The sequence below is a fragment of the Vibrio sp. 2-1-2a genome (genome assembly GCF_032648565.1).
Classification (GTDB): Bacteria; Pseudomonadota; Gammaproteobacteria; order Enterobacterales; family Vibrionaceae; genus Vibrio; species Vibrio diabolicus.
Window position 1 is genome coordinate 255,405 of record NZ_WBOH01000002.1, and the last position, 26,211, is coordinate 281,615.

The following is a 26,211-nucleotide window of genomic DNA, read 5'->3' on the forward strand; positions in this document are numbered from 1 at the left end:
TTTTGCTTAACATCAATAAATCCATGTTTTAATTGCATATTCTCTGTATAACTCTGATTAAAAATTCACTAAATAAAAACCAGGTTGCATATAAAAGATCTTTACTCAGATCTCATCAACATAGTTATCCACAAAATTAGTGGATAAGTAACCTCACCCCTTTACTGACAAGCAGTACAGAAAAGTAAAGCCCTTCCCCCAATATTTTTTGCTAAAAATGTATTTTTTTACTGTTGACAGTAGTTTGGCTGCTCGGTAAGATTCGTTCCGCTTTCAAGCAAAGCAATTCCTCCTTAGCTCAGTTGGTAGAGCGACGGACTGTTAATCCGCAGGTCGCTGGTTCGAGCCCAGCAGGAGGAGCCAAATTCCAGAAAAGTCGTGTCGCAAGACACGGCTTTTTTCGTTTTGAAATCAAAAACTTCTTTCACCACCAATATCTCAAGTGACGACTTAAAATTACTCGCTAAATGTAATTCCCACCTTCTGAGCAAAAGATTCTTTGAGGAAAGACTCTTTGTAAAATCCATTCAGCAAGCTGTTCAATTTCTTATTGATTCATCAAAATACCTCACATAGACGACTATTTTTCCATCGTGTATGTAAAACCACATCGTTCACTGGTTGTTATTGGTGTCACAAAACACGATAATATCAAGATCGGATTTTAAGAACGTAATAACTATGACCGAATATGTTTTGTTGTTGGTCGGCACTGTGCTGGTGAACAACTTTGTACTGGTGAAGTTTTTGGGCCTATGTCCTTTCATGGGTGTGTCCAAAAAACTGGAAACAGCAATAGGTATGGGCTTAGCGACAACTTTTGTGCTAACGCTCGCGTCAGTGTGTGCGTATTTAGTGGAAAGCTACATTCTTCGTCCACTGGGTATTGAGTACCTTCGAACCATGAGTTTTATTTTGGTGATAGCCGTTGTGGTGCAGTTCACCGAAATGGTTGTGCACAAAACAAGTCCAACACTTTATCGCTTGCTTGGTATTTTCTTACCGCTGATCACTACAAACTGCGCGGTATTAGGCGTCGCGCTTCTTAATATTAATGAGAACCATAACTTTATCGAATCGATTATCTACGGCTTCGGCGCCGCTGTTGGTTTCTCATTGGTGTTGATACTTTTTGCATCCATGCGTGAGCGCATAGCTGCCGCCGACGTACCAGTGCCTTTTAAAGGTGCATCGATTGCAATGATTACAGCGGGTTTAATGTCACTAGCCTTTATGGGCTTTACAGGTTTGGTGAAGTAAACAATGAGTACGATTTTAATTGCGATCATCGCGTTAGCGGTTCTTGCTGCGATTTTCGGCGCGATACTTGGTTTTGCTTCTATTCGCTTCAAAGTCGAGGCAGACCCAATTGTGGATCAAATCGACGCAATCTTACCTCAAACTCAATGCGGTCAATGTGGCTATCCTGGTTGCCGCCCTTATGCTGAAGCGATTGCAAATGGCGACCACATCAACAAATGTCCACCTGGCGGTCAGGCAACAATCGAAAAGCTCGCCGACTTAATGGGTGTTGAGCCAGAAGAATCTGCGCACGATCTCGACAGCAAAATTCCAACCGTTGCGTTTATCCATGAAGATATGTGCATTGGCTGTACTAAGTGTATTCAAGCGTGTCCAGTGGATGCAATTGTAGGCGGTACAAAAGCGGTCCATACCGTAATTAAAGACGAATGTACGGGGTGTGACTTATGTGTTGCACCATGTCCAACTGATTGTATTGAAATGATTCCTGTGGCAACCACCACGGAAAGCTGGAAGTGGCAACTTAACTCCATTCCAGTACTCAACATTACGGATGCTGCCGACGATGCAGCGAACGTGAAAGATTCAATTAAGTAAGGTTTCGCATGTTGTCTTTGATTGAACAAATTCGTACAGGCTCGCTTTGGGATTTCCCTGGTGGTGTGCATCCGGCAGAAAACAAAAAGCAGTCCAACAAAACTGAGCTCGTTCACGCGGCTATCCCATCAGAAATTGTATTACCGCTAAAACAGCACATTGGTAAGGCTGGTAACTTATTGGTTGCCGAAGGTGACCACGTATTAAAAGGTCAGCCATTAACGCAATCCGAAACTGGTTTTACCGTTCCAGTGCATGCTCCTACATCGGGTACGATCACCGTAATTGAGCCTAGAACCGTTGCTCACCCTTCAGGTCTGAGTGAACTCTGTGCGGTCATTACACCTGATGGTAACGATACATGGTGTGACAGAAAACCCGTCGTGGATTACAAACAAGAAACACCTGACGCACTGATCGATATTATTCGTCTCGCAGGCATTTCTGGTATGGGTGGCGCAGGTTTCCCTACCGCAAAAAAAATCCAATCTGGCTTTGCTCGTACCGAGATTCTTATCGTTAATGCAGCAGAGTGCGAGCCATACATCACGTCTGATGACAAGCTCATGCAAGAACATGCCGAAGAGCTTATTCAAGGTATCGAAATTGTCGAACATATCCTGACACCAAAGCTCACGATTATTGGCATTGAAGACAACAAACCAGAGGCAATCAAAGCGTTAGAAGCTGCGGCTCTAAACAAAGATATCGTTATTCGCGTTATCCCGACTAAATACCCTTCTGGTGGCGAAAAACAGCTGATCAAAATTTTGACCAATAAAGAAGTACCAAGCGGCGCAATTCCAGCCGATATTGGTATTTTGGTTCAAAATGTCGGCTCTCTTTACTCAATCAAACGCGCAATCATCGATGGTGAACCGATGATAAAACGCGTGGTGACTCTCACCGGTAAAACATTCAAACAACCACGCAATGTTTGGGCATTATTAGGTACACCAGTACAGGCGTTATTGGATGAGTTTGGCTATAAAGCCGATAAGAAGTTACAACGTTTAATCATGGGTGGACCAATGATGGGCTTCACCCTTCCCCACTCTCAAGTGCCGATTACCAAGACAGCAAACTGTATCCTTGCCCCGACTCGTCGTGAGATCTCTCCACACCAACATGAGATGGAATGCATTCGCTGTAGCCAATGTGCTGAAGCTTGCCCTGCTTCGCTGCTGCCTCAACAACTGCAATGGCATGCGAAAGCTGAAGAGTATGACAAACTCGAAGAACTCAACTTAAAGGATTGTATCGAGTGCGGTGCTTGTGCGTTTGTGTGTCCAAGTGAAATTCCTCTCGTACAGTATTACCGCCAAGCAAAAGCGGAAATTCGCACCAGAGCACAAGAAGCGGAAGCTGCGGAGCGAGCGAAGCTGCGTTTTGAAGAGAAGAAAGCGCGTATGGAACGCGAAAAAGCAGAACGTGAAAATCGCTTTAAGAAAGCAGCCGATCAGCGCCGTAAAGACATGAAATCTTCTGGTGGTGATGATGCGATTGCAGCAGCGATCGCACGAGTGAAAGCTCAGAAGACAGAAACAACAGAAAAAGCAGAGCCAGCCGTGAAACCTGCCGTCGCTGCAGCCATTGCCAAAGCGAAGGCAAAACAGGCCGCAGCCGCTAAAGCAGGCTCTAGTGAACCTGATAACTCAGAAATGGCAAAACTGCGCGAAGAACGCAAACGTCTAGCCCGCGAACGTAAAGCACAAAAAGAGCAAGGCGAAACACCAGACAACAACGCTGATGATAAGAAATCGGCAGTTGCAGCAGCCATCGCCCGAGCTAAAGCGAAAAAAGCTCAACAAGAAGAACCAACCGAAACGTTAGAAGCTCAAGCGTCTGCTGAGCAAGCTGAAGAGCCGAAGAAAGCCGCGGTTGCTGCTATTGCTCGCGCTAAGGCTCGTAAAGCGAAACAAGCAGACTCAGCTGAAACGGTAGAAGCAGAAGCGCCTACTGAGCCAACCGACGATCCGAAGAAAGCCGCGGTTGCTGCTGCCATTGCGCGTGCCAAAGCGCGTAAAGCGAAACAAGCAGACTCAACTGAAACTGAAGAAGCTGAAACGTCTACTGAGCCAACCGACGATCCGAAGAAGGCAGCCGTTGCTGCTGCCATTGCACGCGCTAAGGCTCGTAAAGCGAAACAAGCAGACTCAGCTGAAACGGTAGAAGCTGAAGCGCCTGCTGAGCAAGCTGAAGATCCGAAAAAAGCCGCGGTTGCTGCTGCAATTGCGCGAGCCAAAGCGCGTAAAGCTAAGCAAGAAGAACCAGCCGAAACGGTAGAAGCTGAAACGCCTGATGAACAAACTGAAGATCCGAAGAAAGCCGCGGTTGCTGCTGCCATTGCGCGTGCCAAAGCGCGTAAAGCTAAGCAAGAAGAACCAGCCGAAACGGTAGAAGCTGAAACGCCTGCTGAACAAGCTGAAGATCCGAAAAAAGCGGCTGTCGCTGCGGCTATTGCGCGTGCCAAAGCGCGTAAAGCTAAGCAAGAAGAACCAGCCGAAACGGTAGAAGCTGAAACGCCTGCTGAACAAACTGAAGATCCGAAAAAAGCGGCTGTCGCTGCTGCTATTGCGCGCGCGAAGGCTCGCAAAGCGCAGCAAGAAGCTAATAAAAATAATACTGAGGAGAACGAGTAGTGTCGTTTTTTATTGCCAGTTCACCGCATACCCACAGCCGTCGTAGTACACCTGACTTAATGAAATGGGTGGCACTTTGTGCTCTCCCAGGTTTAGCGGCTCAGACCTACTTCTTTGGGTGGGGAACGCTTATTCAGCTGATTTTTGCCATCGCAGTCGCTGTATCACTTGAAGCCTTAGTTATGGTCTTCCGTAAACGTTCGCCGATGCGAGCACTACGTGATAACAGTGCGATCGTTACCGCTTGGTTATTAGCCGTGGCTATCCCACCATGGTCTCCGTGGTGGATTATGGTGATCGGACTTATTTTCGCGATCGTAATCGCTAAACACCTATATGGTGGCCTTGGTCAAAACTTATTCAATCCTGCCATGGTCGCTTATGTGATCTTGTTGATCTCATTCCCAGTGCAAATGACGAGTTGGAGTGCCCCGACGTCACTCATACCTGATCACGTAAATTTTGCAGATACACTCTCTTTAATTTTTACGGGCTATGATTACGACGGCTTATCGCTTCAGCAAGTTCGAACGGGGGTTGACGGCGTGACAATGGCGACACCACTTGATGCATTTAAAACTGGTATTCATACAGGTGCAACCCCAAGCGAAGTACTGTCGCAGCCAATATTCGATGGCTTAGCTGGCATTGGTTGGCAATGGGTAAATCTTGCCTACTTACTTGGTGGTTTAGTGATGATCAAAAAACGCATCATCCAGTGGTATATCCCAGCAGGTTTCCTAGTGAGCCTGACGCTATTTAGCCTCGTGTTCAGCTTACTCACCCCAGGGGAAACTGCGTCGCCAATCTTCCACTTGCTATCAGGTGCAACCATGCTTGGCGCATTCTTTATTGCAACCGATCCCGTGTCGGCGTCGACAACCGTTAAAGGACGTTTGATCTTTGGCGCGCTTATTGGTGCTTTGGTCTTTATCATTCGCAGTTGGGGCGGCTTCCCTGATGGTGTTGCATTCGCAGTGTTACTTGCAAATATGTGTGTGCCACTGATCGATTACTACACCAAACCTAGAACTTACGGTCACTGAGGTAAACATGTTAACCGCTATTAGAAAAAATGGTCTGACACTTGCGATCTTTGCCTGTGCAACAACCGGATTAGTCGCCTTTACTCAGTACCTAACAAAAGACCAAATCAAGATACAAGAACAACAACAATTGCTTTCTGTTTTGAATCAAGTCATTCCAGAAAACATGCATGACAACGCACTCACGCAAGCCTGCACTATGGTCACGTCACCAGAACTGGGGACATTACGTGCGATGCCAGCCTACCTCGCCACGAAGAATGATGAACCGACAGCAATCGCAATAGAATCCATCGCGCCAGATGGCTACAATGGTGAGATAAAAGTTATTACTGGGATTGACAATCAGGGCAATATTTTGGGGACACGCGTCTTAAGCCATCAAGAAACCCCTGGCCTGGGCGATAAAATTGATCTTCGTGTCACCGACTGGATCCTGAGCTTTACGGGCAAACAAGTCACGGAAAGTAACTGGAACTCATGGAAAGTTCGTAAAGATGGTGGTGATTTCGATCAATTTACTGGTGCAACGATCACACCTAGAGCCGTCGTAAAAGTGGTGCGAAATACCGTTAACTACGTAAACCAATCTCGTGAAGACATTCTTAGCCAGCCTTTGGGCTGTGAAGGAGAGCAGTAATGAATGAGAATAAATTGCTGATGAAAAACGGTATGTGGAGTAATAACCCTGTTCTCGTACAGCTGCTGGGTCTGTGTCCACTACTAGCGGTTTCTTCCACAATAACCAATGCCTTAGGTCTTGGTATTGCAACCTTATTAGTGCTGGTCGGCTCCAACGTCACGGTTTCTCTTATTCGTAATTACGTACCAAAAGAGATCCGCATTCCTGTATTCGTGATGATTATTGCCTCACTTGTTACCTGCGTTCAGTTATTGATGAATGCCTATGCGTATGGTTTATACCTGTCTCTTGGTATCTTTATTCCTCTGATTGTAACGAACTGCATCATTATTGGTCGAGCTGAAGCATACGCTTCAAAAAATGATGTTGCGCCTGCAGCATTAGACGGTTTATGGATGGGTCTTGGTATGACAAGCGTTTTGGTCGTGCTAGGTGCCATGCGTGAGTTAATTGGTAATGGCACACTATTCGACGGGGCAGACCTGCTATTAGGAGACTGGGCATCCGCTCTCCGCATTCAAGTTTTCCAATTTGACAACAGCTTTCTGCTAGCGCTTCTTCCACCCGGTGCATTTATCGGTGTTGGTCTGTTGATAGCGCTTAAAAATGTCATCGATAATTCAGTCCAGGCACGTCAACCAAAAGAAGAAAAACCAACCATAGAACGTGCTCGCGTCACCAACGCATAACAAAATAAGGCTCTGTCATAGGAGCCTTTTTCATAAACCGCAGAGACGGTATTGGAAGTCAGCAATGAACAAAATAAAAAGAATCGAAATTCTTGAGCGATTACGAGAAAACAATCCGAATCCTCAAACTGAGCTTAACTGGAGCTCCCCTTTTGAACTGCTAATCGCGGTATTACTATCAGCGCAAGCAACCGATGTAAGTGTCAATAAAGCCACCGACAAGCTTTTCCCTGTCGCTAATACACCGAAAAGTATTCTCGATTTGGGAGTTGATGGCTTAAAAGAATACATAAAGACCATCGGTTTATTTAACTCAAAAGCAGAAAACACTATCAAGACTTGTAAGATCTTGTTGGAAAAACACAATGGTGAAGTTCCTGAAGATCGTGCAGCGTTAGAAGCGCTACCAGGCGTAGGTCGCAAGACCGCAAACGTCGTGCTCAACACCGCTTTTGGTTGGCCAACCATTGCCGTCGATACGCACATTTATCGCGTGTCGAATCGTACTAAGTTTGCAATGGGCAAAACGGTTGATGATGTCGAGCAAAAGCTATTAAAAGTTGTGCCAAAAGAGTTCAAACTCGATGTGCACCACTGGCTCATTCTTCATGGCCGCTACACGTGCTTGGCGAGAAAGCCTCGCTGCGGTAGCTGCATTATTGAAGATTTGTGCGAATATAAAGAGAAAGTATATCCAGATAGCTAACGCTATTTGAAAATCAAAGCTAGGAGCAAAAAATGTCAAATGGTCGAATTCTCCACACTATGCTTCGCGTAGGTGATCTAGACAAATCCATCAAGTTTTACACTGAAGTTATGGGCATGCAGTTGCTTCGTACGAACGAGAATAAAGAGTACGAATACACACTGGCGTTTCTTGGCTACGGTGACGAATCCCAAGGTGCTGTGATCGAGCTAACTTACAACTGGGGTAAAACTGAATATGACCTAGGTACTGCTTTTGGTCATATCGCCATTGGTGTTGATGATATCTACACAACTTGCGACGCTATCAAAGCGGCGGGCGGTAATGTGACGCGTGAACCAGGTCCAGTAAAAGGCGGAAGCACGCACATTGCATTCGTAAAAGACCCAGATGGTTATATGATTGAGCTTATCCAAAACAAGCAAGCTTCAGCTGGTCTTGAAGGCTAAGCGGCACTACTAATAATCACTTGTACTGCAAGTTGAACATCGATTACAGGCAGGTCTGCGATCTGCCTGTCCTTTTATAAACAAAACACTTTACTTGATAATAATTATCGTTTAGATTTGTTCGCAACTTCGAGATGCGGGATTACGATAATGATCAGTGAATGGGAAAAACACACACTTCTAGCCGATACGGCACTTCAACTAGATGACCCTGTTCGCAGCATTCTTCATTACCAGCAAGCCCTAAGCCTGAGTGAAGATATTAGCGAATGTGTGGAAATTGAAGCAGACGAGCGATTATTAATTTCTGTGATTTCTTGTCATAACTTAGCTCAGTTCTGGCGTTGGGCCGGAGACACTGACTATGAACTCAAATACCTTCAGCTGGCTTCAGAGAAAGTCTTAACACTCATCCCACAATGCCCAAATAAAGAATGTGCAAGCTTTATCGACTCAATAGGATGTTGCACTAAAGCATTAATAGACTTCATGAAACGTCATCCTAATCCGGCTATTGCCAAACAGGTTGAAAAAATAGATACCGCAACCAATTGCGAAGTCATTGCCAAATTCCGATTAAACTAACATCCAAATTATACAGCCGGAATCACCGAAAGGTACTTGGCAAAATCCCATTAAAATATTATTAACAACGTCAGTAAATCAAAAACGCCGAAGCTTTGAGCTTCGGCGTTTTTATATGCATTAGACTTGGGTTCGCCCGAGTGATATTACGACTCGGCGGTTTTTGTCTTTTCCTATTGGCGAACCGTTATCAGCAATAGGACGACGCTTGCCGTACCCTTGCACTTGAATTCGATCTTCCGGTAGCCCTAGAGACTGAAAATAATCACGAAGTGACTCTGCACGTCGCTCAGATAAACTTTGACTCGCACTTTTGCCATCGGTTGAATCGGTGTACGTCGCCACCAGCACGAGATCGATATCTTGATTATGTCGGATATAATCTGCAATTTGTGATAAACGCTTTTTGGAAGCCTTGGTTAACTGATCGCCTTGTCTTTCGTAGTGCAAAATCGTAAAGGCAATGTCTTCAAAACTGTATTTCAATAAATTGGAAATACAGTCGCTAAACGCGTTGTACTTATTTTGAAACAGCACGGATGACAATGCGACTTCAATTCTCTGATCTCGGCTCTGCCAATCCTGATAACTAAAGGTCGGATAACGCCCTTTTTCCAGCTCAGACAAAATGCCCCATGCTGTTTGCCCTCCGACATAACCATCAAACTGTTTAAAAAACTTTAGGTTTGTAATTCGATCGGCGTGTTCACCTGGTCGCCAAGGTGGCGGCATAGAGATGAGACTGACGTTACGTGTTTCTCCCATCGGACGACGCATTTTTAACTCAAAGTCTAAATTGATTTTTTTATTCGCACGAGATGAAAATACCGCATCTCCAAAACTTGGAATAGGGTGAACAAGTTGGCATTCTAACGGTGTGTTGACCACCATTTCCCATTGAGATTGCTGTGGAGTGGCAACATAACGTTTGCCCATCACAGCAAAACTGCTTGTGCTAAACAACGAAAATACAACGCCACTAGTAATCAGCCATTTCTTCATCTAAGTACTGTCTCTTAAACGGCAGTCTGTTGCCGTCAATTTGAATCAATAGAACCACTTCACCTGGCATGCAAAAACCTCGCCAACGTGCGAAATGTCGTGATATTACGATTAACGTTAATCATGGTAACTCAATCACCCGAAATGCGATCGAGCGTATTGATGAGATGCAAAATAGAATTCCGTTTTTCTCCTAAATTGCGGTTTTTCTCGTCGGTATAATCTGCAATAATGCAGCCTTCGTCACACAAAAATAAGCCGACATGACAATAGAAAATGAAGCTCTGACCTTGAAAAAACGCTTTCGTGGTTATTTCCCTGTGGTAGTAGACGTTGAGACCGCTGGTTTCAATGCTCAAACTGATGCACTTTTAGAAATTTGCGCCGTTACGTTAAAAATGGACGAAGATGGCGTGTTGCATCCGGCCTCCACCATTCATTTTCATGTTGAGCCATTTGAGGGCGCTAACTTAGAAAAAGAAGCGCTAGAATTCAATGGTATTCGTGACCCATATAGCCCTCTTCGTGGTGCAGTTTCTGAGCAAGAAGCGTTAAAAGAGATTTATAAACTTATTCGCAAAGAACAAAAAGCCGCAGATTGCTCGCGCGCAATTATGGTTGCCCATAACGCAGCATTCGACTTAGGTTTTGTAAATGCAGCCAATGAGCGCTGTAAACTAAAAAGAGTCCCTTTTCATCCCTTTGCTACTTTTGACACGGCAACATTGAGTGGCCTTGCTTATGGTCAAACGGTTCTCGCGAAAGCATGCAAAACGGCCGGGATGGAATTCGATAATCGTGAAGCACACTCAGCGCTTTACGATACACAAAAAACAGCAGAATTATTCTGCGGCATTGTCAACAAATGGAAGGCCCTCGGCGGTTGGCCGCTTGTTGACGAAGAATAATAAGTAAACACAACATATTAGGAAAAGTATGAATCCTGTCGTTATATCAGTGTGCGTCATGCTCGTGTTAGCATTGATGCGCGTAAACGTGGTGGTTGCCCTCACGTTTAGTGCCATCGTTGGTGGCCTTGTCGCAGGCATGAGCCTTGGAGACACAGTTGCCGCGTTCGAAAGTGGTTTAGGTGGCGGTGCGACTATCGCTCTAAGCTACGCAATGTTAGGTACTTTCGCCGTTGCTATCTCTAAATCTGGCATCACGGACCTACTGGCAAAAAGTGTTATCAAGCGCTTAAATGGTAAAGAAAACTCGGCGTCAACTACCGGGTTAAAGTACGCGGTGTTAGTCGCGCTCGTTCTTGTCACTATGTCATCTCAGAACGTAATTCCGGTCCATATCGCCTTTATTCCAATTTTGATTCCACCTCTTTTGGGCGTATTCGCGAAACTTAAGCTCGATCGACGTTTGGTCGCGTGTGTTCTTACTTTTGGTTTAATCACACCTTACATGATCTTACCTGTTGGTTTCGGCGGTATTTTCTTAAACAACATTCTATTAAAGAACCTACATGACAACGGTTTGGAAAACGTGGTTGCAAGCCAAGTTCCAACGGCAATGTTACTGCCAGGTGCTGGTATGTTGTTTGGTCTATTGCTGGCGATCTTTGTTAGCTACCGTAAACCGCGCATCTACGAAGAAACGGAGTTGACTGTCGTTCACGAGACAGATCATGCTATCAATAAAAAGCACATCTTGGTGGCCGCTCTTGGTATTGTCGCCGCATTGGGTGTTCAGCTTTACACTGGCTCAATGATTATTGGTGCTCTAGCTGGCTTTATGGTGTTTACTTTTGGCGGTGTGATTGCCTGGAAAGAAACGCACGATGTCTTCACAAAAGGCGTGCATATGATGGCTATGATTGGTTTCATCATGATCGCTGCCGCAGGTTTTGCTGCGGTAATGAAGCAAACAGGTGGCGTTGAGACATTAGTACAGTCTCTCTCTACCAGCATTGGTGATAATAAGCCGCTTGCAGCACTACTGATGCTGATCGTTGGCCTGCTAGTAACAATGGGCATTGGTTCATCGTTTTCAACCATTCCAATCTTGGCGACAATCTACGTTCCACTCGCGTTGGCATTTGGTTTTTCGCCAATGGCAACAATCGCGCTAGTTGGTACTGCTGCCGCTTTGGGTGATGCTGGTTCTCCAGCGTCCGACTCGACATTAGGCCCTACATCTGGTCTAAATGCCGACGGTCAGCATGAGCACATTTGGGAAACGGTTGTTCCAACCTTTATCCACTACAACATTCCACTGATCATCTTTGGTTGGATTGCTGCAATGGTGCTTTAGTACCGTTGTTTGATGGATATACTTAGTTACGAAAAAGCCGCTCATTGAGCGGCTTTTTGTTATTTGAAATCGCGATTATTGCGCTGGCATATTGTCAATAATACGCTCACGTATCAGTTTCAAGGTAGGCTCTGTTGACAGATAATCCACGGCAATCGGGAAATAAGCGTCGTTAATTTGAAGAACCAAGCTAGGGTAAGAATCCACGCCTAGGCTCTTTGCAAGACTCAGTTGATCTTGGAACACACCTTCTAAGAAAGAGCCGTCCATATCGTTCTTGAACTGCTGAACATTCAAACCAATTTCTTTAGCTAGCTGCAAGTGAGTTGCTTCTTCATGGGGAGGCATCGCACGTAAGTAATACGCATGTTGAATCGCTTCTAGCATCTGCTCATAAGAATCTTGAAAGCCCGCTGCGATAACTGCGCGACAAGATTGGTAAGTGCTTCTTACTGGCGTACAAAGCTTCCAGAAATCGTAGTTAAACTTGGTGCCCAACTGACGCTCAATCTGCTTCCAAATACCTTCGAGTTTTTGTTGCATCTCTGGTGGCATCGGCAAACTAGTATCTGGCGCAAGACCACCCACCACATACTCAAACTGAATAACGCCTGGCAGTTGCTGTTTCAATTTATCAAGCGTCGGTTTGTAACCCCAACACCAACTGCACATTGGGTCATGCACGTAGTAAAGCTTTATGTTCATTCCACTAACCTAAAAAGAAAAAGGAGCCAGTACGGCTCCTTCGTATTCTATCGCTAAATGTGAGTATTTACGAATTACTCAGCTTGATCTTCAGCGCGCGCTGCAGCTTCTTTGATTAGAGGCTGAAGTTCACCTTTTTGGAACATTTCTAGAATGATGTCGCAACCGCCGATAAGCTCACCTTCAACCCATAGTTGAGGGAATGTTGGCCATTGTGCGTACTTTGGTAGCTCAGCACGGATATCTGGGTTTTGCAGAATGTCTACGTAAGCGAACTTCTCACCACATGCCATTAGAGCCTGTGACGCTTGAGAAGAGAAACCACAGCTTGGCAGTTTCGGTGATCCTTTCATGTACAGCAGGATTGAGTTTTCAGAGATCTGCTGTTTGATTTTGTCGATAGTTTCCATCGCTTCCTCATTCATGGGTTTGAACTTTGTTTATTTGCCACATTCTACTCAATAACGACAGAATAAAAACCATATAATTAATAAGGCTTAAATTCAGGTTGCTTGATGGCGAGCAATTCAGCACTTCACAGCCGCTAACCCCTTAAAATATTTTCATATCGGGGTTTTAATAAAGTAAAAACTTGCTAAAATACTTAGCAAGTCAGCCTTAAAGGCTACATAGCTATAAAAAAACACTGGAAGCAATCGAAAGGTCATCCTTTCAAATCAATGGAGAATCGAGTAATGGCATTTGAACTACCAGCTCTTCCTTACGCGAAAGACGCACTAGAACCACACATCTCAGCAGAGACTCTAGACTACCACCACGGTAAGCACCACAACACATACGTTGTTAAGCTAAATGGTCTTATCCCTGGCACTGAGTTCGAAGGCAAAACTCTAGAAGAGATCATCAAGACTTCTACTGGTGGCGTATTCAACAACGCAGCGCAAATCTGGAACCACACGTTCTACTGGCACTGTCTTGCTCCAAACGCGGGCGGCGAACCAACTGGCGCAGTTGCTGACGCAATCAACGCAGCATTCGGTTCTTTCGAAGAATTCAAAGCGAAGTTTACTGATTCAGCAATCAACAACTTCGGTTCTTCATGGACTTGGCTTGTTAAGAAAGCTGACGGCTCTCTAGAGATCGTTAACACTTCTAACGCAGCTACTCCTCTAACAGAAGAAGGCACAACACCACTTCTAACTGTTGACCTATGGGAACACGCATACTACATTGATTACCGCAACGTACGTCCTGACTACATGAACGGCTTCTGGGCACTTGTAAACTGGGACTTCGTAGCTGAGAACCTAGCGAAGTAATTTTACTTCCCCCCTAAGTTCAATTTAGTCTTATTTTAAAAGCTCGCTGAACCAGCGAGCTTTTTATTTTTCGCTTAAAACTCCAATTTAATCTCTTCTTTTTCCTAAAGTTCTTCTCAGACACGCCGTTAAAATGGCATCGAGCGAGGAACATCATGCAAATTCATACTTTAGACAAAGCGGCAATTATTAACGAACTTCAGTTCGGCAATGGTATCAACCATGCAGTCCACGAAGGACGTCGTGCCGATTTTGCACTGATTTTGTCGATGTTTTCTAACGATGTACGCGACGTTGTACCTGTAGAGGAAATCAAAGAAGTAGCCACTAGCGATGATATACTCCGCCAACAACTTGAATTGTCAACGCCTCAAGCTCTTCGTTCTGATAGCAGCAGCTATGAGCTAGCAGCACAACAAGCAAAACAATTCCACGGTGCAGGTCTACCCTCAGCGAAACTGAGTCACTACTTGAAACCAGGCGCCCTGACCTACTTGCCGGAAGATACGTTTAACCTTCCTGAAGACGTTTATCACAACCTATCCGGTCATGAGCGACGCAAATTGGGCGAGCGCAACAAAAACCTCATCCCAGATGCAGGGCTATACAATCAACTAGTGACGGCTCAACGTCAGTATCAAATTCAACTGCAAGTATAGAGATCATTGTTCAACCAACAGCTTGCAGTATCCACAGTCAGAAATGTGACGCCTTACAAATTACCGCACAATAGTCCTCATCCAAAAGCGTTAGTTTGAAGTCTTTCACACTGAGCCTTTCTAATTTCAACCATGCTAATAGCACAAACCACTGGTGTATTTTTTTCACACAGGGATACAGTGAAGGTGTTATGGATATTAAAGAATCAATTATTCTCGTCACGTCTGCAGGTTCTGTTATAGGAAGGACTTGTGCTAGTCACTTTGCTCACCTTGGAGCGACGTTGATTCTTTGTGACCAAAACTCTAGCGCTCTAAAAGCGAGCTATGAGCAGATTAGTGCCTTCACAGATAAAGTCTATGCGATGAATGTGTGCAGTGATAACACAACGTCCATTAACTTACTGTTTGATCAAATAGAATCGCAGCTGCGTGCGACACCAGACGTGATAGTCAATTGCTGGACGAGCTCTCCCATGCCAGGCTTGATGGCTCCCGAACCTATGAGTACTTACATTGATCACTTGTCTTCTGCAGCGCGTTTCCTCTACACCTATGGCCAAGTGGGAGCCGAACGATTTCGCGCTAGAAATAAGAAAGGGGTAATTGTTAACGTCATTTCCCATGACAGCCATGAAGATTTAACGGGAGTCGAAAGCATGGCTGCTTTGGTGTCAGGTTTTACTCACAGCTGGGCAAAAGAGCTCACTCCATTTAATATTCGGGTGGGTGGCGTCATTCCTTCGGTAAACCATACAAGAGAAGAACTTAACGAAAGACACTGGGCCGAGATCCAAGATGAATTGGTTCGCAATACCGCATATATCGTATCAAATGAGTATTTTAGTGGCAGAGTGGTTGCTACAGAAGTATGAATGGACAACGTGTTTGTTGCGTCAAGGGATCGCTATTACTCAACTCTTTCAACAAAAAAAGCCCCAGTCAAATGACTGGGGCTTTACTTTTTCCCGGTTAAGGTTTCGTGCTAGCGAAAACCTTACTCACACGACTCTTAATTACGCGTCAGCTTTTTCTTTCTTTGCTTTAGGCGCCGCTTTCGCTGCTTCTTGGTCTGCTTTCTTCTTGATAACTGTTGTACCTTCGAAAGTTTCACCTTCAACGAATGCTTTACCGTAGTAAGAAGCCATTAACACATCTTTAAGTTCGCTAATTAGTGGGTAGCGAGGGTTCGCACCAGTACATTGGTCATCGAACGCTTCAACTGCTAGCTCATCAAGTTTCGCGATAAAGTCTGCTTCAGCTACGCCAGCCGCTTGGATAGACATTGGGATGTCTAGGTTCACTTTTAGCTCATCCAACCATGCTAGTAGACGTTCAATTTTCTGAGCAGTACGGTCACCAGCTTGGCTTAGACCTAAGTGGTCAGCAACTTCAGCGTAACGACGACGTGCTTGTGGGCGGTCGTATTGAGAGAACGCAGTTTGTTTAGTTGGGTTATCGTTCGCGTTGTAACGTACAACGTTAGAGATAAGTAATGCGTTTGCTAGGCCATGTGGAATGTGGAACTCAGCACCTAGTTTGTGCGCCATTGAGTGACAAACACCTAGGAATGCGTTAGCAAATGCCACACCAGCGATAGTTGCTGCGTTGTGTACTTTCTCACGAGCGATTGGGTCGTTAGCGCCGTTCGCGTAGCTTGAAGGTAGGTATTCTTTTAGCATCTTAAGTGCTTGTAGGGCCTGACCATCTGAGTATTCGTTCGCAAGAACAGATACGTAAGCTTCTAGAGCGTGAGTTACTGCATCGTAACCACCAAATGCTGTTAGAGACTTAGGCATGTTCATCACTAGGTTAGCATCAACGATAGCCATGTTTGGCGTGATTTCGTAGTCAGCTAGTGGGTATTTAGCGCCAGTCTTGTCGTCAGTAACAACCGCAAATGGTGTAACTTCTGAACCAGTACCTGAAGTTGTAGTGATACATACAAGCTCAGCTTTTTGACCCATTTTAGGGAACTTGTAAATACGTTTACGGATGTCCATAAAGCGCATTGCTAGTTCTTCGAAGTGAGTTTCTGGGTGCTCATACATTACCCACATGATCTTCGCAGCATCCATTGGTGAACCACCACCTAGCGCTAGGATAACGTCTGGTTGGTAGCTAGCCATTTGAGCCGCACCTTTCTCTACTACAGAAAGCGTTGGGTCAGCTTCAACATCGAAGAATGTTTGAACTTCCATGCCTTGAGCTTTCAGTAGGCTTACTACGTCATCTGCGTAACCGTTGTTGAATAGGAAACGGTCAGTTACTAAGAATGCGCGTTTCTTACCTTCTAGGTCGCCTAGAGCAATTGGAAGGCTACCACGACGGAAGTAGATTGACTTAGGTAGTTTATGCCACAACATGTTTTCAGCTCGCTTCGCTACAGTTTTCTTGTTGATTAGGTGTTTAGGACCTACGTTCTCAGAGATAGAGTTACCACCCCATGAACCACAACCTAGAGTTAGAGAAGGCGCAACGTTGAAGTTGTACAAGTCACCGATACCACCGTGAGTAGTCGGGATGTTGATTAGGATACGAGCTGTCTTCATCTTGTCACCGAAGTAACGGATACGGTCAGCGTTAGTATCTTGGTTAGTGTAAAGACCAGATGTGTGGCCGATACCACCAATCTCAACCATAGTTACCGCTTGAGCAACCGCGTCTTCGAAGTTGTCAGCACGGAATAGACCTAGAGTTGGAGATAGTTTCTCGTGAGCGAATGCGTCATCGTGAGACACTTTACCTAGACCTTCACCAACAAGGACTTTCGTGTCTGCTGGAACTTTAACGCCTGCCATTTCAGCGATTGCCGCTGCTGGCTGACCTACGATTTTCGCGTTTAGCGCGCCATCGATAAGAAGAACTTTACGAACTTTTTCTGCTTCTGCTTTGCTTAGTACGTAAGCTTTGTGAGAAGCAAAACGCTCTTTTACTTCGTCGTACACTTCGTCAACGACGATTGCAGCCTGCTCAGAAGCACATACTACGCCGTTGTCGAAAGTCTTAGACATCAGGATAGAAGCCACTGCACGTTTGATGTCAGCAGTTTCGTCGATAACAACAGGAACGTTACCTGCACCTACACCGATTGCTGGTTTACCAGAAGAGTAAGCTGCTTTAACCATGCCTGGGCCACCAGTTGCAAGGATAAGAGCAATGTCATCGTGTTTCATAAGAGCGTTAGAAAGCTCAACAGAAGGTTGGTCGATCCAACCGATGATGTCTTTTGGTGCACCCGCTGCTACTGCTGCGTCTAGAACCAGTTTCGCTGCGTCGTTAGTCGAGTTTTTCGCACGTGGGTGTGGTGAGAAGATGATACCGTTACGAGTCTTCAGAGAGATTAGAGATTTGAAGATCGCTGTAGATGTAGGGTTAGTCGTTGGTACGATACCGCAGATGATACCTACAGGTTCAGCGATAGTCATAGTACCTAGGTTGTCATCCTCTTCTAGGATGCCACACGTTTGTTCGTCTTTGTATTTGTTGTAGATAAACTCAGAAGCGAAGTGGTTCTTGATTACTTTATCTTCAACAATACCCATACCAGATTCTTCAACCGCTTGTTGAGCTAGCGGGATACGGGCTTGGTTAGCTGCAAGCGATGCTGCACGGAAGATTTTGTCTACTTGCTCTTGAGAGTAAGTAGCGAACTCTTCTTGCGCTTTCTTAACGCGAGCAATCATTGCATCTAGTTCAGCCATATTAGTTACAGGCATAGGGAATCTCCTAAAATTAACAAATATTAAAAACTTTTTACTAAGGCTATTACTTATCGTTTTTACTGTTTATCAGTCACTTAGAAAACAAACGTCTTAGTAAATTGCTTTCAGGACTGAGTATAATATTTCAGAGTGTGAAAAAAATTGACTTGGATCAGTTCTAACGACCTAAATACCACCAAAGTGGTGCCCCATCACACTAAAACGACATAACTCACTGATAAACAAATAAATTAATCTTCACTTTTTATTGAACAAAAAAGAAGCAAATAGACAAATAAATAAAAGAAACTACAACAACCTGTAAAAAAGTTTCATTTTTAGCCAACAAAATTACATGTAGGCCCAATTCCTTGTGCTACTGAGAGTATATCGAACCGAATACATCTCTCTACAAACCACCTTAGTTTTTATCAAAAGTGTGCGAATGTTAACGTTTATGTAAAACAGCACGCTTTGACAGCAACTTTATACGCAACAATTCTTTTCCAGATTAGATACAGTTTATTAAAGAATTAGTTTTTCTCACTAAAACAGTAGGAAATGCGTTAGTTTTTTTCATTTCTTCCAACCCAACTTTTGCCTTACATTACGCCCAAATTACCCCTTCGCCTTTTCACTAATGTGAACTTTAATGAGTACGCAACATGCAAACTTTTGAACTTGCTATCTTCTTGCAGTTTTTTCTTGGTTTGGTCGCCGCAGTAAACCCTGTTGGTATCATGCCTGTGTTTGTGTCACTAACCGGACATATGACACCAGACGAAAAGCGCAATACGGCAACCACAGCGAACGTGGCTGTTGCTATCATTCTGATCATTTCGCTCTTTGCTGGCCAGTTACTATTAGATATGTTCAGCATTTCTCTGGATTCGTTTCGTGTTGCAGGTGGGCTACTGCTGCTTAGCATCGCGTTCTCAATGATGAGCGGTAAACTGGGGGAAGATAAACAAAACAAACAGGAAAAATCAGAATACGTGAGTCGCGAGCAGATCGGTGTTGTTCCTCTTGCGATGCCGCTAATGGCAGGACCAGGCGCAATCAGTTCGACTATTGTTTACGGTGCACGCTACCCAAGCATGTTTGATACTGTAGGCATCAGCATTACAATTGGCTTGTTCTGTCTATGCTCGTGGCTGTTGTTCCGCTCTGCCCCACTGATCGTGCGATTTTTGGGCCAAACTGGTATCAACGTCATTACCCGTATCATGGGTTTGATATTAGGCGCATTGGGTATTGAGTTTATCGCCAATGGTTTACGCAACTTATTTCCAGGATTAGCCTGAGTTTCTATAAAATTGTATGATAGAGCGATTCAACAATGGATCGCTTTGTCATGACGACTGACTCTCTCAAACATACTCTTTATGTCACCATTTTTGGTACTCATACCAAAGCTGGTCGAACCTTCGATATTGCACTCATTATCGCAATTATCAGTTCTCTAATCGTACTGGTATTAGACTCAATACCATCCGTACGCGCCGAGTGGGCAAAAGAGCTGAAATACTTGGAGTACACTTTTACCGGTTTATTCACTATTGAGTATTTTCTCCGACTTTATTGCTCTCCAAAACCAGCGGCCTATGCGAAGAGCTTTTATGGCGTCGTTGATTTACTCGCTATTTTACCTACTTACTTAGCACTGTTTTTCCCTTCTGCCTCCTTTATGGGCGTAATAAGAGCACTACGAGTCATGCGAATATTCCGCATACTCAAGTTGGTCCGATATCTTCAAGAGTCCAACATCCTCTTACGCTCTCTACTGATGGCGCGCAGAAAGATTTTTATCTTCTTTAGCTCTGTCGCCATTATGGTCACGATCTTTGGGTCACTGATTTTTGTCATTGAGGGGCCTGAAAACGGATTTACTAGCATTCCGAAAAGTATTTATTGGGCTATTGTGACCATCACAACGGTTGGATATGGTGACTTGGTACCTCAAACAGATCTCGGAAAAGGACTTGCCTCACTCACCATGTTGTTGGGTTATTCAATTTTGGCGGTCCCTACTGGTATTTTCACAGCAGAGCTTCACCAAGAAATGCAATCGCACAAAGTATTAGTGAAGTGTCCTAACTGTTCTCACGCCGGGCACGACTCTGATGCGACTTACTGTAAACACTGTGGTAGTGAACTGGCCGATCCTGATAAACGCGTTGTTCGTGGAGAAGACGAAGCATAAAAAAGAGCTCCCTAGGGAGCTCTTTTATTTTGTCATCAAACAAAGATTGATGTGATTATGCTTTCTCAGAAAGAATAATGCGTAACGTACGACGCAATGGCTCTGCTGCGCCCCATAGTAGTTGGTCACCAACAGTGAAAGCATTTAGGAAGTCATCACCCATTGCCATCTTACGTAGACGACCTACTGGTACGGACATAGTGCCTGTTACTTTTGCAGGTGTAAGTTCTTGCGCAGTAATGTCACGATCATTAGGAATCACTTTAACCCAGTCGTTATGAGTGGCGATGATTTCTTCGATTTCGTCCATTGGGACATTTTGCTTAAGCTTGATAGTGAGTGCTTGAGAGTGACAGCGCATCGCACCAATACGGACGCAAGTACCATCGATTGGCACAGGCGAGCTTTGTGAGCCCAAAATTTTGTTTGCCTCTGCGCCCGCTTTCCACTCTTCTTTACTCTGACCGTTATCACGTTTCACATCGATCCACGGAATAAGCGAGCCAGCTAGCGGTACACCGAATTTATCGGTAGGGAAAGAACCGCTGCGCATTGTGTCTGCAACTTTTTTATCAATATCTAGGATAGAGCTTGATGGGTTTGCAAGTTCGGAACTTACAGAGTCATTGATAACGCCCATTTGCGAGATCAGTTCACGCATGTTTTGCGCGCCAGCACCAGAAGCGGCTTGGTATGTCATTGCGCTTGTCCACTCAACAAGGCCTTTTTCGAATAAGCCACCTAGACCCATTAGCATTAAACTAACCGTACAGTTACCACCAACAAATGTGTTCGTGCCACCGTGGATGCCTTGTTGGATTTGCTTTAAGTTCACAGGATCAAGCGTGATGATGGAATCTTCCGCCATACGTAACGTAGATGCTGCGTCAATCCAGTAGCCTTTCCAACCGGCTTGTCGAAGTGCTGAGTAAACTTTTTCTGTGTAGCTACCACCTTGACATGTAATTACCGCATCAAGCTGTTTTAAGCTTTCAATATCATACGCGTCTTGCAGTAAGCCTGCGTCTTTTCCTAAGTTAGGAGCAGGAATACCAACTTGAGAAGTACTGTAGAATACTGGTTCGATTAGGTCGAAGTCTTTCTCTTCAACCATACGCTGCATAAGGACTGAACCAACCATACCGCGCCAACCAACTAAACCAACTCTCATCGTATTAACTCTCCATGTATTAAAAAACCTACCCCATAGTTAATTTTTCGCATCAAAATCTCAACCCTTATTTTGTAAATAAGCCTATTTTTTAACCTTTTCCTATGAAAATTCGTGTTAAACGAGATTTTTTAGTGTTTGGTTTGCGATTTCGGCCATTTTTCAAGTAGGGAAAGCCCTGTTACTCCAAATTGGTCTTACCACTCAGTGATAAAATAACACATGAAGCACAATAATTTCACATTACACAACATTTAAAACCAAAAAAGTTAAAACAAACTAACAGTTAATTTCACAAGCAAACGTTTTTGCCGACGAACATCAAGATAAAACACCAAATATTCGAAATATAATTTTTGTTAATGTATGTTATGCGCGATTACAACAAGGAGCGCCTTCCTCTATTGCTCCAAGATTGACAGAGGCACATATGAAGCAAGTTACACCACGCCTACCAAGCTTGATACAGGTATTTATCTCGCTCGGTTTATTTCTACTGCTGGCATTTTCGTTCACTGCCAAGCTAGACCTACCGATCCAGCTAGCGCTGTACATCGGTTGGTTCATTATCATGATATTAGGCATTAAGCTTGGTCATCAGTACAAAGATCTGGAAAAAGCTGCACTAAATGGCATTTCCAATGGACTTGGAGCCGTCTTAATTCTTCTTGCCGTTGGCGCGCTTGTTGGTACGTGGATCTCTGGTGGTATTGTTCCAACCATTATTTACTACGGACTTAAAGCAATTCACCCTTCTATCTTTTTGCTCGCAACCATGATCATCTGTTCATTGACTGCGCTAGCGACTGGCACCTCTTGGGGCGCTGCTGGTACTGCTGGTATTGCGATGATGGGTATTGGCCAAGGCCTTGGCGTTCCTGCACCAATTACAGCTGGTGCGGTGCTTTCAGGTTGTTACTTTGGTGACAAAATGTCGCCTCTATCAGATTCTGTGATTCTTGCTTCATCGATGTCTAACGTTGAAGTGATGGAACATATTAAAGGCATGCTGCCGATCGCACTCATTAGCTATATTATTACAGGCATTATGTTTACTGCATTTGGCTTCCACTACGCAGGTCAAGTTGACATGAGCCAGGTAGACTCTGTAATTAAAGCGATGGAGCAGCAATTCTACATCACCCCTTACTCATTTGTTCCTGTGATCATCGTATTGTCACTTCTAGCAATGCGTATGCCTTCATTCCCAGTGATCAGTTTTGGTTCTCTGCTCGGTATTATTTGGGCAGTAATGATTCAAGATGTGGACTTCCTAACCGCGTTCAACACCGCTTGGGCTCCGTTTGCGATTTCTTCAGGCGTAGATTTCATTGACTCCATTCTTAACCGTGGCGGCATGTCTTCAATGCTTGGCTCAGTAGCAGTTATCGTATTCGGCCTTGGTTTTGGTGGTCTACTAGATAAAGTGGGTGTGTTAGAAACTATCGCTAAGCTGTTTGAAAAACGCGTTCAAAGTGCAGGTTCACTGGCAACAAGTACAATCGGTACAGCCTTTATGGGGAACGTATTTGGTTCAGCGATGTACGTTTCACTTATCCTGACACCAAAAATCTGTGCGAAGAACTACGATCGCCTAGGCTACAAACGTAAGAACTTGTCTCGTAACGCAGAGTTCGGCGGCACATTAACATCTGGTATGGTCCCTTGGAGTGACAACGGTATCTACATGGCAAGTATTCTGGGTGTTGCGACACTGTCTTATGCACCGTTCATGTGGCTAAGTTTTGTATGTATCATTGTGACCATCATCAGTTCCTACATGGGTTGGTTTGTTGATAAATGCGAGCCAACGGCGGAAGCAGTTGAACAAGCAGAAGGCGAACTGAAGCAGCAAACCGCTTAAGTTCGCATAGATAGGAAGAATCTCTCTTCCGAGTGAGAGACAAAGAAAAAGAGCGCATGAGCGCTCTTTTTTGTATCTCAACCAAACGTTAACTTTGTTTGACTTGCGTTTTCACTGCTGCACGCTTACCAAACCAATAGCCCAAGCCAAGTGGTGCAAAGAATATAACGGCAATGAACAAGATGAAGTAGATAATGGTACTTTTAACGAGCTCAATCAGCTTAGTCATCGCTAAACTGACCACTTCCTGCGAGACTCGGTCCATATCTTGAGCAAATTTCTCACGCTCATGGGTAATGATCTGCGCGATTTCTTGGCGCTCTCTGGCTACCATCAACTCTAAAGCTTGGCGCTCCTCACCCAATTGAGATAAACGCGCTTGCGTTTTTTGGTCAATATCGTCAACCAAAGGTTGTAACTCCACCGCCATTTGCTCTGCCAAATAGCGCATGTACTCTGGATTGTTATCAATAAAGTCCTTCATCGAATCAGCCGTAACTTGTAGGCTATTTAGCGCAGCATTAACTTTTTCGATGCTGGCAGAGCTATTTAATGCTAATAACTGCGCCTTCCAAGTCATAATTTTGGGGGTCTGTTCTGATACAAGGCTTAGACGATCCGAGACATCCCCTAATGCTTCTGGCATTGTACCTAGCGTAGTCACTGCCTCTTCCTCGCTAATTTGATTCGCATCTAACCACCCACGGTAAGCTGGCGTCCTGATCATACTTAAGTCCGCGAATGGATGTTGCTTAACGAACTCTGCAACAAACGCTTGTGTCTTGATGTACGCTTCTTGTTTCAACAGAGATTGAGCCAGTTTATCCACCTCTTTCGCTAAGTGAGCAGAAACTAACTTTTCCTCATCTGTCGCAAATAGTTCATTACCAGGGCCAGTCGTAAAGAATTGATCCATCTGTAGCGTAAAAGTCCAAGTATCAATCAGTGCTGCCATTGGCGAGACTTGGTATGCTGCGGCTTGAAGACCTTCTTCAGCATTTATCTTCCAAAGCAAAATATAAGATTGATAGACTTTATCATGCGGCTCATATTGATCGTGCAATGCATCAGCAGCTTGCTCTACCTGAGCAAAAAACTGTTGCGCATACTCACGAGTCAGGAGACGCATATTAAGCTCTTGTTTGGTAAGAGGGACGGTTTGACTCTCGATTTTCACTTCTAACAGGGAGCACCCTGAAAGCATCACAACCAACCCTATCAACATCATTGAAGACAATCGACGAACGGACATGAAAGTACCTTTAACAAATTGTATGGAACAGGAATAAAGCGAACTAAGTCATATAGTTCGGGCCTTTAATACCCCAACTCTGATGATTGTAAGTCAGAGCAATATCAATCTGTTAGCGCTTCTTGTATCTTTTCACTATTGAGAACGTGGTTAGCGAAAAGTATGGTTTGCTTTAGGACATCATCTAAACGTGTCAGTTTCTCTTCCGGCACTTTTTGCCCTTGTTTAATCAACAGTTCAATATCACCCGAAATGCAGTGCAATGGCATTGCCCCTAAACTTCCCGAGACCCCTTTAAGACTATGAGCCGCTCTTTGCGCTTGCTCTTTATCCTCTTCTAATAGCCGATGCATTTTTGAACCATCGCCAGAGTGATCCTGAATAAAGACTTCAAGTAACATTCGCACCGCGCTTTCATCTCCCGATAGCGAGTCCAGCATCTTATTGATATCTATATACGGCTCACGTTCCACGACTTCCACTTGCGATATGTTCGGCTCATTAGGGCTCTGTTCGTTAACTTGGCTGCTTTGAGAGATTTCGGACTGAGCAGAAAAAACAACGTAAGACCCACCAGCTTGCTCAGACTCTTTATCTTCTGCTCTTGATGGTGTTAGCGGCTGAACGGTTCTTTGGGAGAAAAGCCCCCATGAAATAAGAGAAAGAAATAAACCACTGATTACTGACAACCAAGTAACAAAGGTCATCAACTTTTGTTCCAACTGGTCATTTATCGAAGTCAACTGGTTCGGGAAATCAGGGTTAAGCAGTTGATTAACTAGATAGCTGCCTTGCGCCTTGGCAGATAGCGCGCTTGAAGTCTGGGCAAGTTGACGCTGAAAAGCACTTCGCTCTTGAGGAGAAAGCGTGTCCGACTCGATAAAGAGTCGGTCTAAATCACGATAAGTATCGCTATTCGTTGCTGAGTCACTAAAAATAGACTCCAAAACAAGTGCGCCTAAGCGATAGTACATTGATTGAATTTGCTCAGAGTTTTCATCTCGGGAGCGGCTTCTTCGCAACTGTTCAGCCAATGATACAAGCTCACTGTCACTCCCTACAAAGGCTCGAGCACTTTCTAAAAATCGATCGGTCGCATAAAGCAATTGAGTAATATCTGGTGTGATTTTTCCTTCAGAAAACTCACTTTCAAGCTGTAAGCGAACTGCATAGGCTAACTGAAGTTTTAGTGAAACTTGGTCGACGTGCTTAACACGATAAGGCAGATCGAAGTTAAAAAAATGTCTGACTTCTTCGACTTTGCTTCCTAGCTCATTCACTGTTGAAATGGTTTGAATCGTTTGTTTGGCTTGCAACCAAATCCCTAGCGCTAAAACACACCATAAAACGAACCAGAACCAAACAAACCGCCTCATTCCTTCTTTTAGCTTCAGCAACACTCGCCCCTCGCATATCTCCATTAATTACAAGCATATACTATGGATGTTTCTTATTCACATAAAAAAAGAGAGCCATTGGCTCTCTTAAT

The 26,211-nt window shown here is 44.4% G+C and carries 24 protein-coding genes and 1 tRNA gene; 18 read left to right on the top strand and 7 right to left on the bottom strand.

The annotated features are described in order from the left end of the window. Positions 1–287: 287 nt before the first annotated feature. The 10 genes from F7Y48_RS05785 (at position 288) to F7Y48_RS05830 (ending at position 8,620) form a co-directional block, all read left to right on the top strand. A tRNA-Asn gene (locus F7Y48_RS05785) sits at positions 288–363 on the top strand. Positions 364–681: 318 nt separating this feature from the next. Beyond that, positions 682–1,260, top strand: a complete 579-nt coding sequence (gene rsxA, locus F7Y48_RS05790; protein WP_005380762.1) for an electron transport complex subunit RsxA — start codon at positions 682–684, stop codon at positions 1,258–1,260. Positions 1,261–1,263: 3 nt separating this feature from the next. Next, positions 1,264–1,860 carry an electron transport complex subunit RsxB gene (rsxB, locus tag F7Y48_RS05795; RefSeq protein ID WP_005396655.1) on the top strand — a complete coding sequence of 199 codons (597 nt, stop codon included), beginning with the start codon at positions 1,264–1,266 and terminating at the stop codon, positions 1,858–1,860. Positions 1,861–1,868: 8 nt separating this feature from the next. Then, positions 1,869–4,502 (top strand): electron transport complex subunit RsxC, encoded by a 2,634-nt coding sequence (gene rsxC, locus F7Y48_RS05800; RefSeq protein WP_316682288.1) that lies wholly within the window; start codon positions 1,869–1,871, stop codon positions 4,500–4,502. After that, complete coding sequence (rsxD, locus tag F7Y48_RS05805; RefSeq protein WP_182036420.1) at positions 4,502–5,548, top strand: electron transport complex subunit RsxD; 1,047 nt, start codon at positions 4,502–4,504, stop codon at positions 5,546–5,548. Before rsxC ends, rsxD begins: the two co-directional genes overlap by 1 nt. Before the next feature lie 7 nt (positions 5,549–5,555). Then, the gene (gene rsxG / locus F7Y48_RS05810; protein WP_182036419.1) at positions 5,556–6,188 is read left to right on the top strand and encodes an electron transport complex subunit RsxG; all 633 of its coding nucleotides are present in this window, start codon (positions 5,556–5,558) and stop codon (positions 6,186–6,188) included. Next, a complete protein-coding gene (locus F7Y48_RS05815) occupies positions 6,188–6,880 on the top strand; it encodes an electron transport complex subunit E (RefSeq protein ID WP_316682291.1) in 693 nt (230 codons plus the stop codon). Before rsxG ends, F7Y48_RS05815 begins: the two co-directional genes overlap by 1 nt. A 64-nt stretch (positions 6,881–6,944) precedes the next feature. Then, complete coding sequence (gene nth, locus F7Y48_RS05820; RefSeq protein WP_005396542.1) at positions 6,945–7,586, top strand: endonuclease III; 642 nt, start codon at positions 6,945–6,947, stop codon at positions 7,584–7,586. 32 nt (positions 7,587–7,618) lie between these two features. After that, on the top strand, positions 7,619–8,035 hold the full coding sequence (gene gloA / locus F7Y48_RS05825) for a lactoylglutathione lyase (RefSeq protein WP_005380739.1): 417 nt from the start codon (positions 7,619–7,621) through the stop codon (positions 8,033–8,035). A gap of 150 nt (positions 8,036–8,185) precedes the next feature. Continuing rightward, on the top strand, positions 8,186–8,620 hold the full coding sequence (locus F7Y48_RS05830) for a DUF2753 domain-containing protein (protein WP_005384886.1): 435 nt from the start codon (positions 8,186–8,188) through the stop codon (positions 8,618–8,620). A 120-nt stretch (positions 8,621–8,740) separates the two neighbouring features. Here F7Y48_RS05830 and motY read toward each other — a convergent pair whose 3' ends face one another. Then, complete coding sequence (motY, locus tag F7Y48_RS05835) at positions 8,741–9,622, bottom strand: flagellar protein MotY (protein ID WP_012841571.1); 882 nt, start codon at positions 9,620–9,622, stop codon at positions 8,741–8,743. A 263-nt stretch (positions 9,623–9,885) separates the two neighbouring features. Here motY and rnt point away from each other — a divergent pair, with 263 nt between their 5' ends. Continuing rightward, complete coding sequence (gene rnt / locus F7Y48_RS05840; protein ID WP_012841569.1) at positions 9,886–10,530, top strand: ribonuclease T; 645 nt, start codon at positions 9,886–9,888, stop codon at positions 10,528–10,530. A gap of 28 nt (positions 10,531–10,558) precedes the next feature. Further along, positions 10,559–11,884, top strand: a complete 1,326-nt coding sequence (locus tag F7Y48_RS05845) for a Na+/H+ antiporter family protein (protein ID WP_005396535.1) — start codon at positions 10,559–10,561, stop codon at positions 11,882–11,884. A gap of 75 nt (positions 11,885–11,959) precedes the next feature. On the opposite strand, the gene F7Y48_RS05850 is transcribed toward F7Y48_RS05845, so the two are convergent. Together F7Y48_RS05850 and F7Y48_RS05855 are read right to left on the bottom strand one after the other, a co-directional pair. Then, positions 11,960–12,589 carry a DsbA family protein gene (locus F7Y48_RS05850; protein ID WP_005396534.1) on the bottom strand — a complete coding sequence of 210 codons (630 nt, stop codon included), beginning with the start codon at positions 12,587–12,589 and terminating at the stop codon, positions 11,960–11,962. Positions 12,590–12,663: 74 nt separating this feature from the next. Beyond that, on the bottom strand, positions 12,664–12,999 hold the full coding sequence (locus F7Y48_RS05855) for a Grx4 family monothiol glutaredoxin (protein ID WP_017635833.1): 336 nt from the start codon (positions 12,997–12,999) through the stop codon (positions 12,664–12,666). Between the two features lie 285 nt (positions 13,000–13,284). On the opposite strand from F7Y48_RS05855, the gene sodB reads away from it, so the two are divergent. From sodB to F7Y48_RS05870, 3 genes are all read left to right on the top strand, one after another. Then, a complete protein-coding gene (gene sodB, locus F7Y48_RS05860) occupies positions 13,285–13,869 on the top strand; it encodes a superoxide dismutase [Fe] (RefSeq protein ID WP_005396533.1) in 585 nt (194 codons plus the stop codon). Positions 13,870–14,024: 155 nt separating this feature from the next. After that, positions 14,025–14,528 carry a VC2046/SO_2500 family protein gene (locus tag F7Y48_RS05865; RefSeq protein ID WP_316682302.1) on the top strand — a complete coding sequence of 168 codons (504 nt, stop codon included), beginning with the start codon at positions 14,025–14,027 and terminating at the stop codon, positions 14,526–14,528. Between the two features lie 191 nt (positions 14,529–14,719). Beyond that, a complete protein-coding gene (locus F7Y48_RS05870) occupies positions 14,720–15,403 on the top strand; it encodes an SDR family oxidoreductase (RefSeq protein ID WP_046874522.1) in 684 nt (227 codons plus the stop codon). A 141-nt stretch (positions 15,404–15,544) separates the two neighbouring features. On the opposite strand, the gene adhE is transcribed toward F7Y48_RS05870, so the two are convergent. Then, positions 15,545–18,247 (bottom strand): bifunctional acetaldehyde-CoA/alcohol dehydrogenase, encoded by a 2,703-nt coding sequence (gene adhE / locus F7Y48_RS05875; RefSeq protein ID WP_012841564.1) that lies wholly within the window; start codon positions 18,245–18,247, stop codon positions 15,545–15,547. 650 nt (positions 18,248–18,897) lie between these two features. On the opposite strand from adhE, the gene F7Y48_RS05880 reads away from it, so the two are divergent. After that, the gene (locus tag F7Y48_RS05880; protein ID WP_005396528.1) at positions 18,898–19,536 is read left to right on the top strand and encodes a YchE family NAAT transporter; all 639 of its coding nucleotides are present in this window, start codon (positions 18,898–18,900) and stop codon (positions 19,534–19,536) included. A gap of 35 nt (positions 19,537–19,571) precedes the next feature. Beyond that, entirely contained in the window at positions 19,572–20,435 is an 864-nt protein-coding gene (locus tag F7Y48_RS05885; protein WP_005396527.1) for an ion transporter, read from the top strand. A 55-nt stretch (positions 20,436–20,490) separates the two neighbouring features. On the opposite strand, the gene asd is transcribed toward F7Y48_RS05885, so the two are convergent. After that, positions 20,491–21,606 (bottom strand): aspartate-semialdehyde dehydrogenase, encoded by a 1,116-nt coding sequence (gene asd / locus F7Y48_RS05890; protein WP_170891177.1) that lies wholly within the window; start codon positions 21,604–21,606, stop codon positions 20,491–20,493. A 430-nt stretch (positions 21,607–22,036) separates the two neighbouring features. On the opposite strand from asd, the gene nhaC reads away from it, so the two are divergent. Beyond that, a complete protein-coding gene (gene nhaC, locus F7Y48_RS05895; protein ID WP_005396525.1) occupies positions 22,037–23,470 on the top strand; it encodes a Na+/H+ antiporter NhaC in 1,434 nt (477 codons plus the stop codon). 88 nt (positions 23,471–23,558) lie between these two features. Here the strand turns inward: nhaC and F7Y48_RS05900 are convergent, their stop codons facing one another. Together F7Y48_RS05900 and F7Y48_RS05905 are read right to left on the bottom strand one after the other, a co-directional pair. After that, positions 23,559–24,722 carry a chemotaxis protein gene (locus F7Y48_RS05900; protein WP_316682307.1) on the bottom strand — a complete coding sequence of 388 codons (1,164 nt, stop codon included), beginning with the start codon at positions 24,720–24,722 and terminating at the stop codon, positions 23,559–23,561. Positions 24,723–24,826: 104 nt separating this feature from the next. After that, positions 24,827–26,143 (bottom strand): Hpt domain-containing protein, encoded by a 1,317-nt coding sequence (locus F7Y48_RS05905; RefSeq protein ID WP_316682309.1) that lies wholly within the window; start codon positions 26,141–26,143, stop codon positions 24,827–24,829. Positions 26,144–26,211 lie beyond the last annotated feature (68 nt).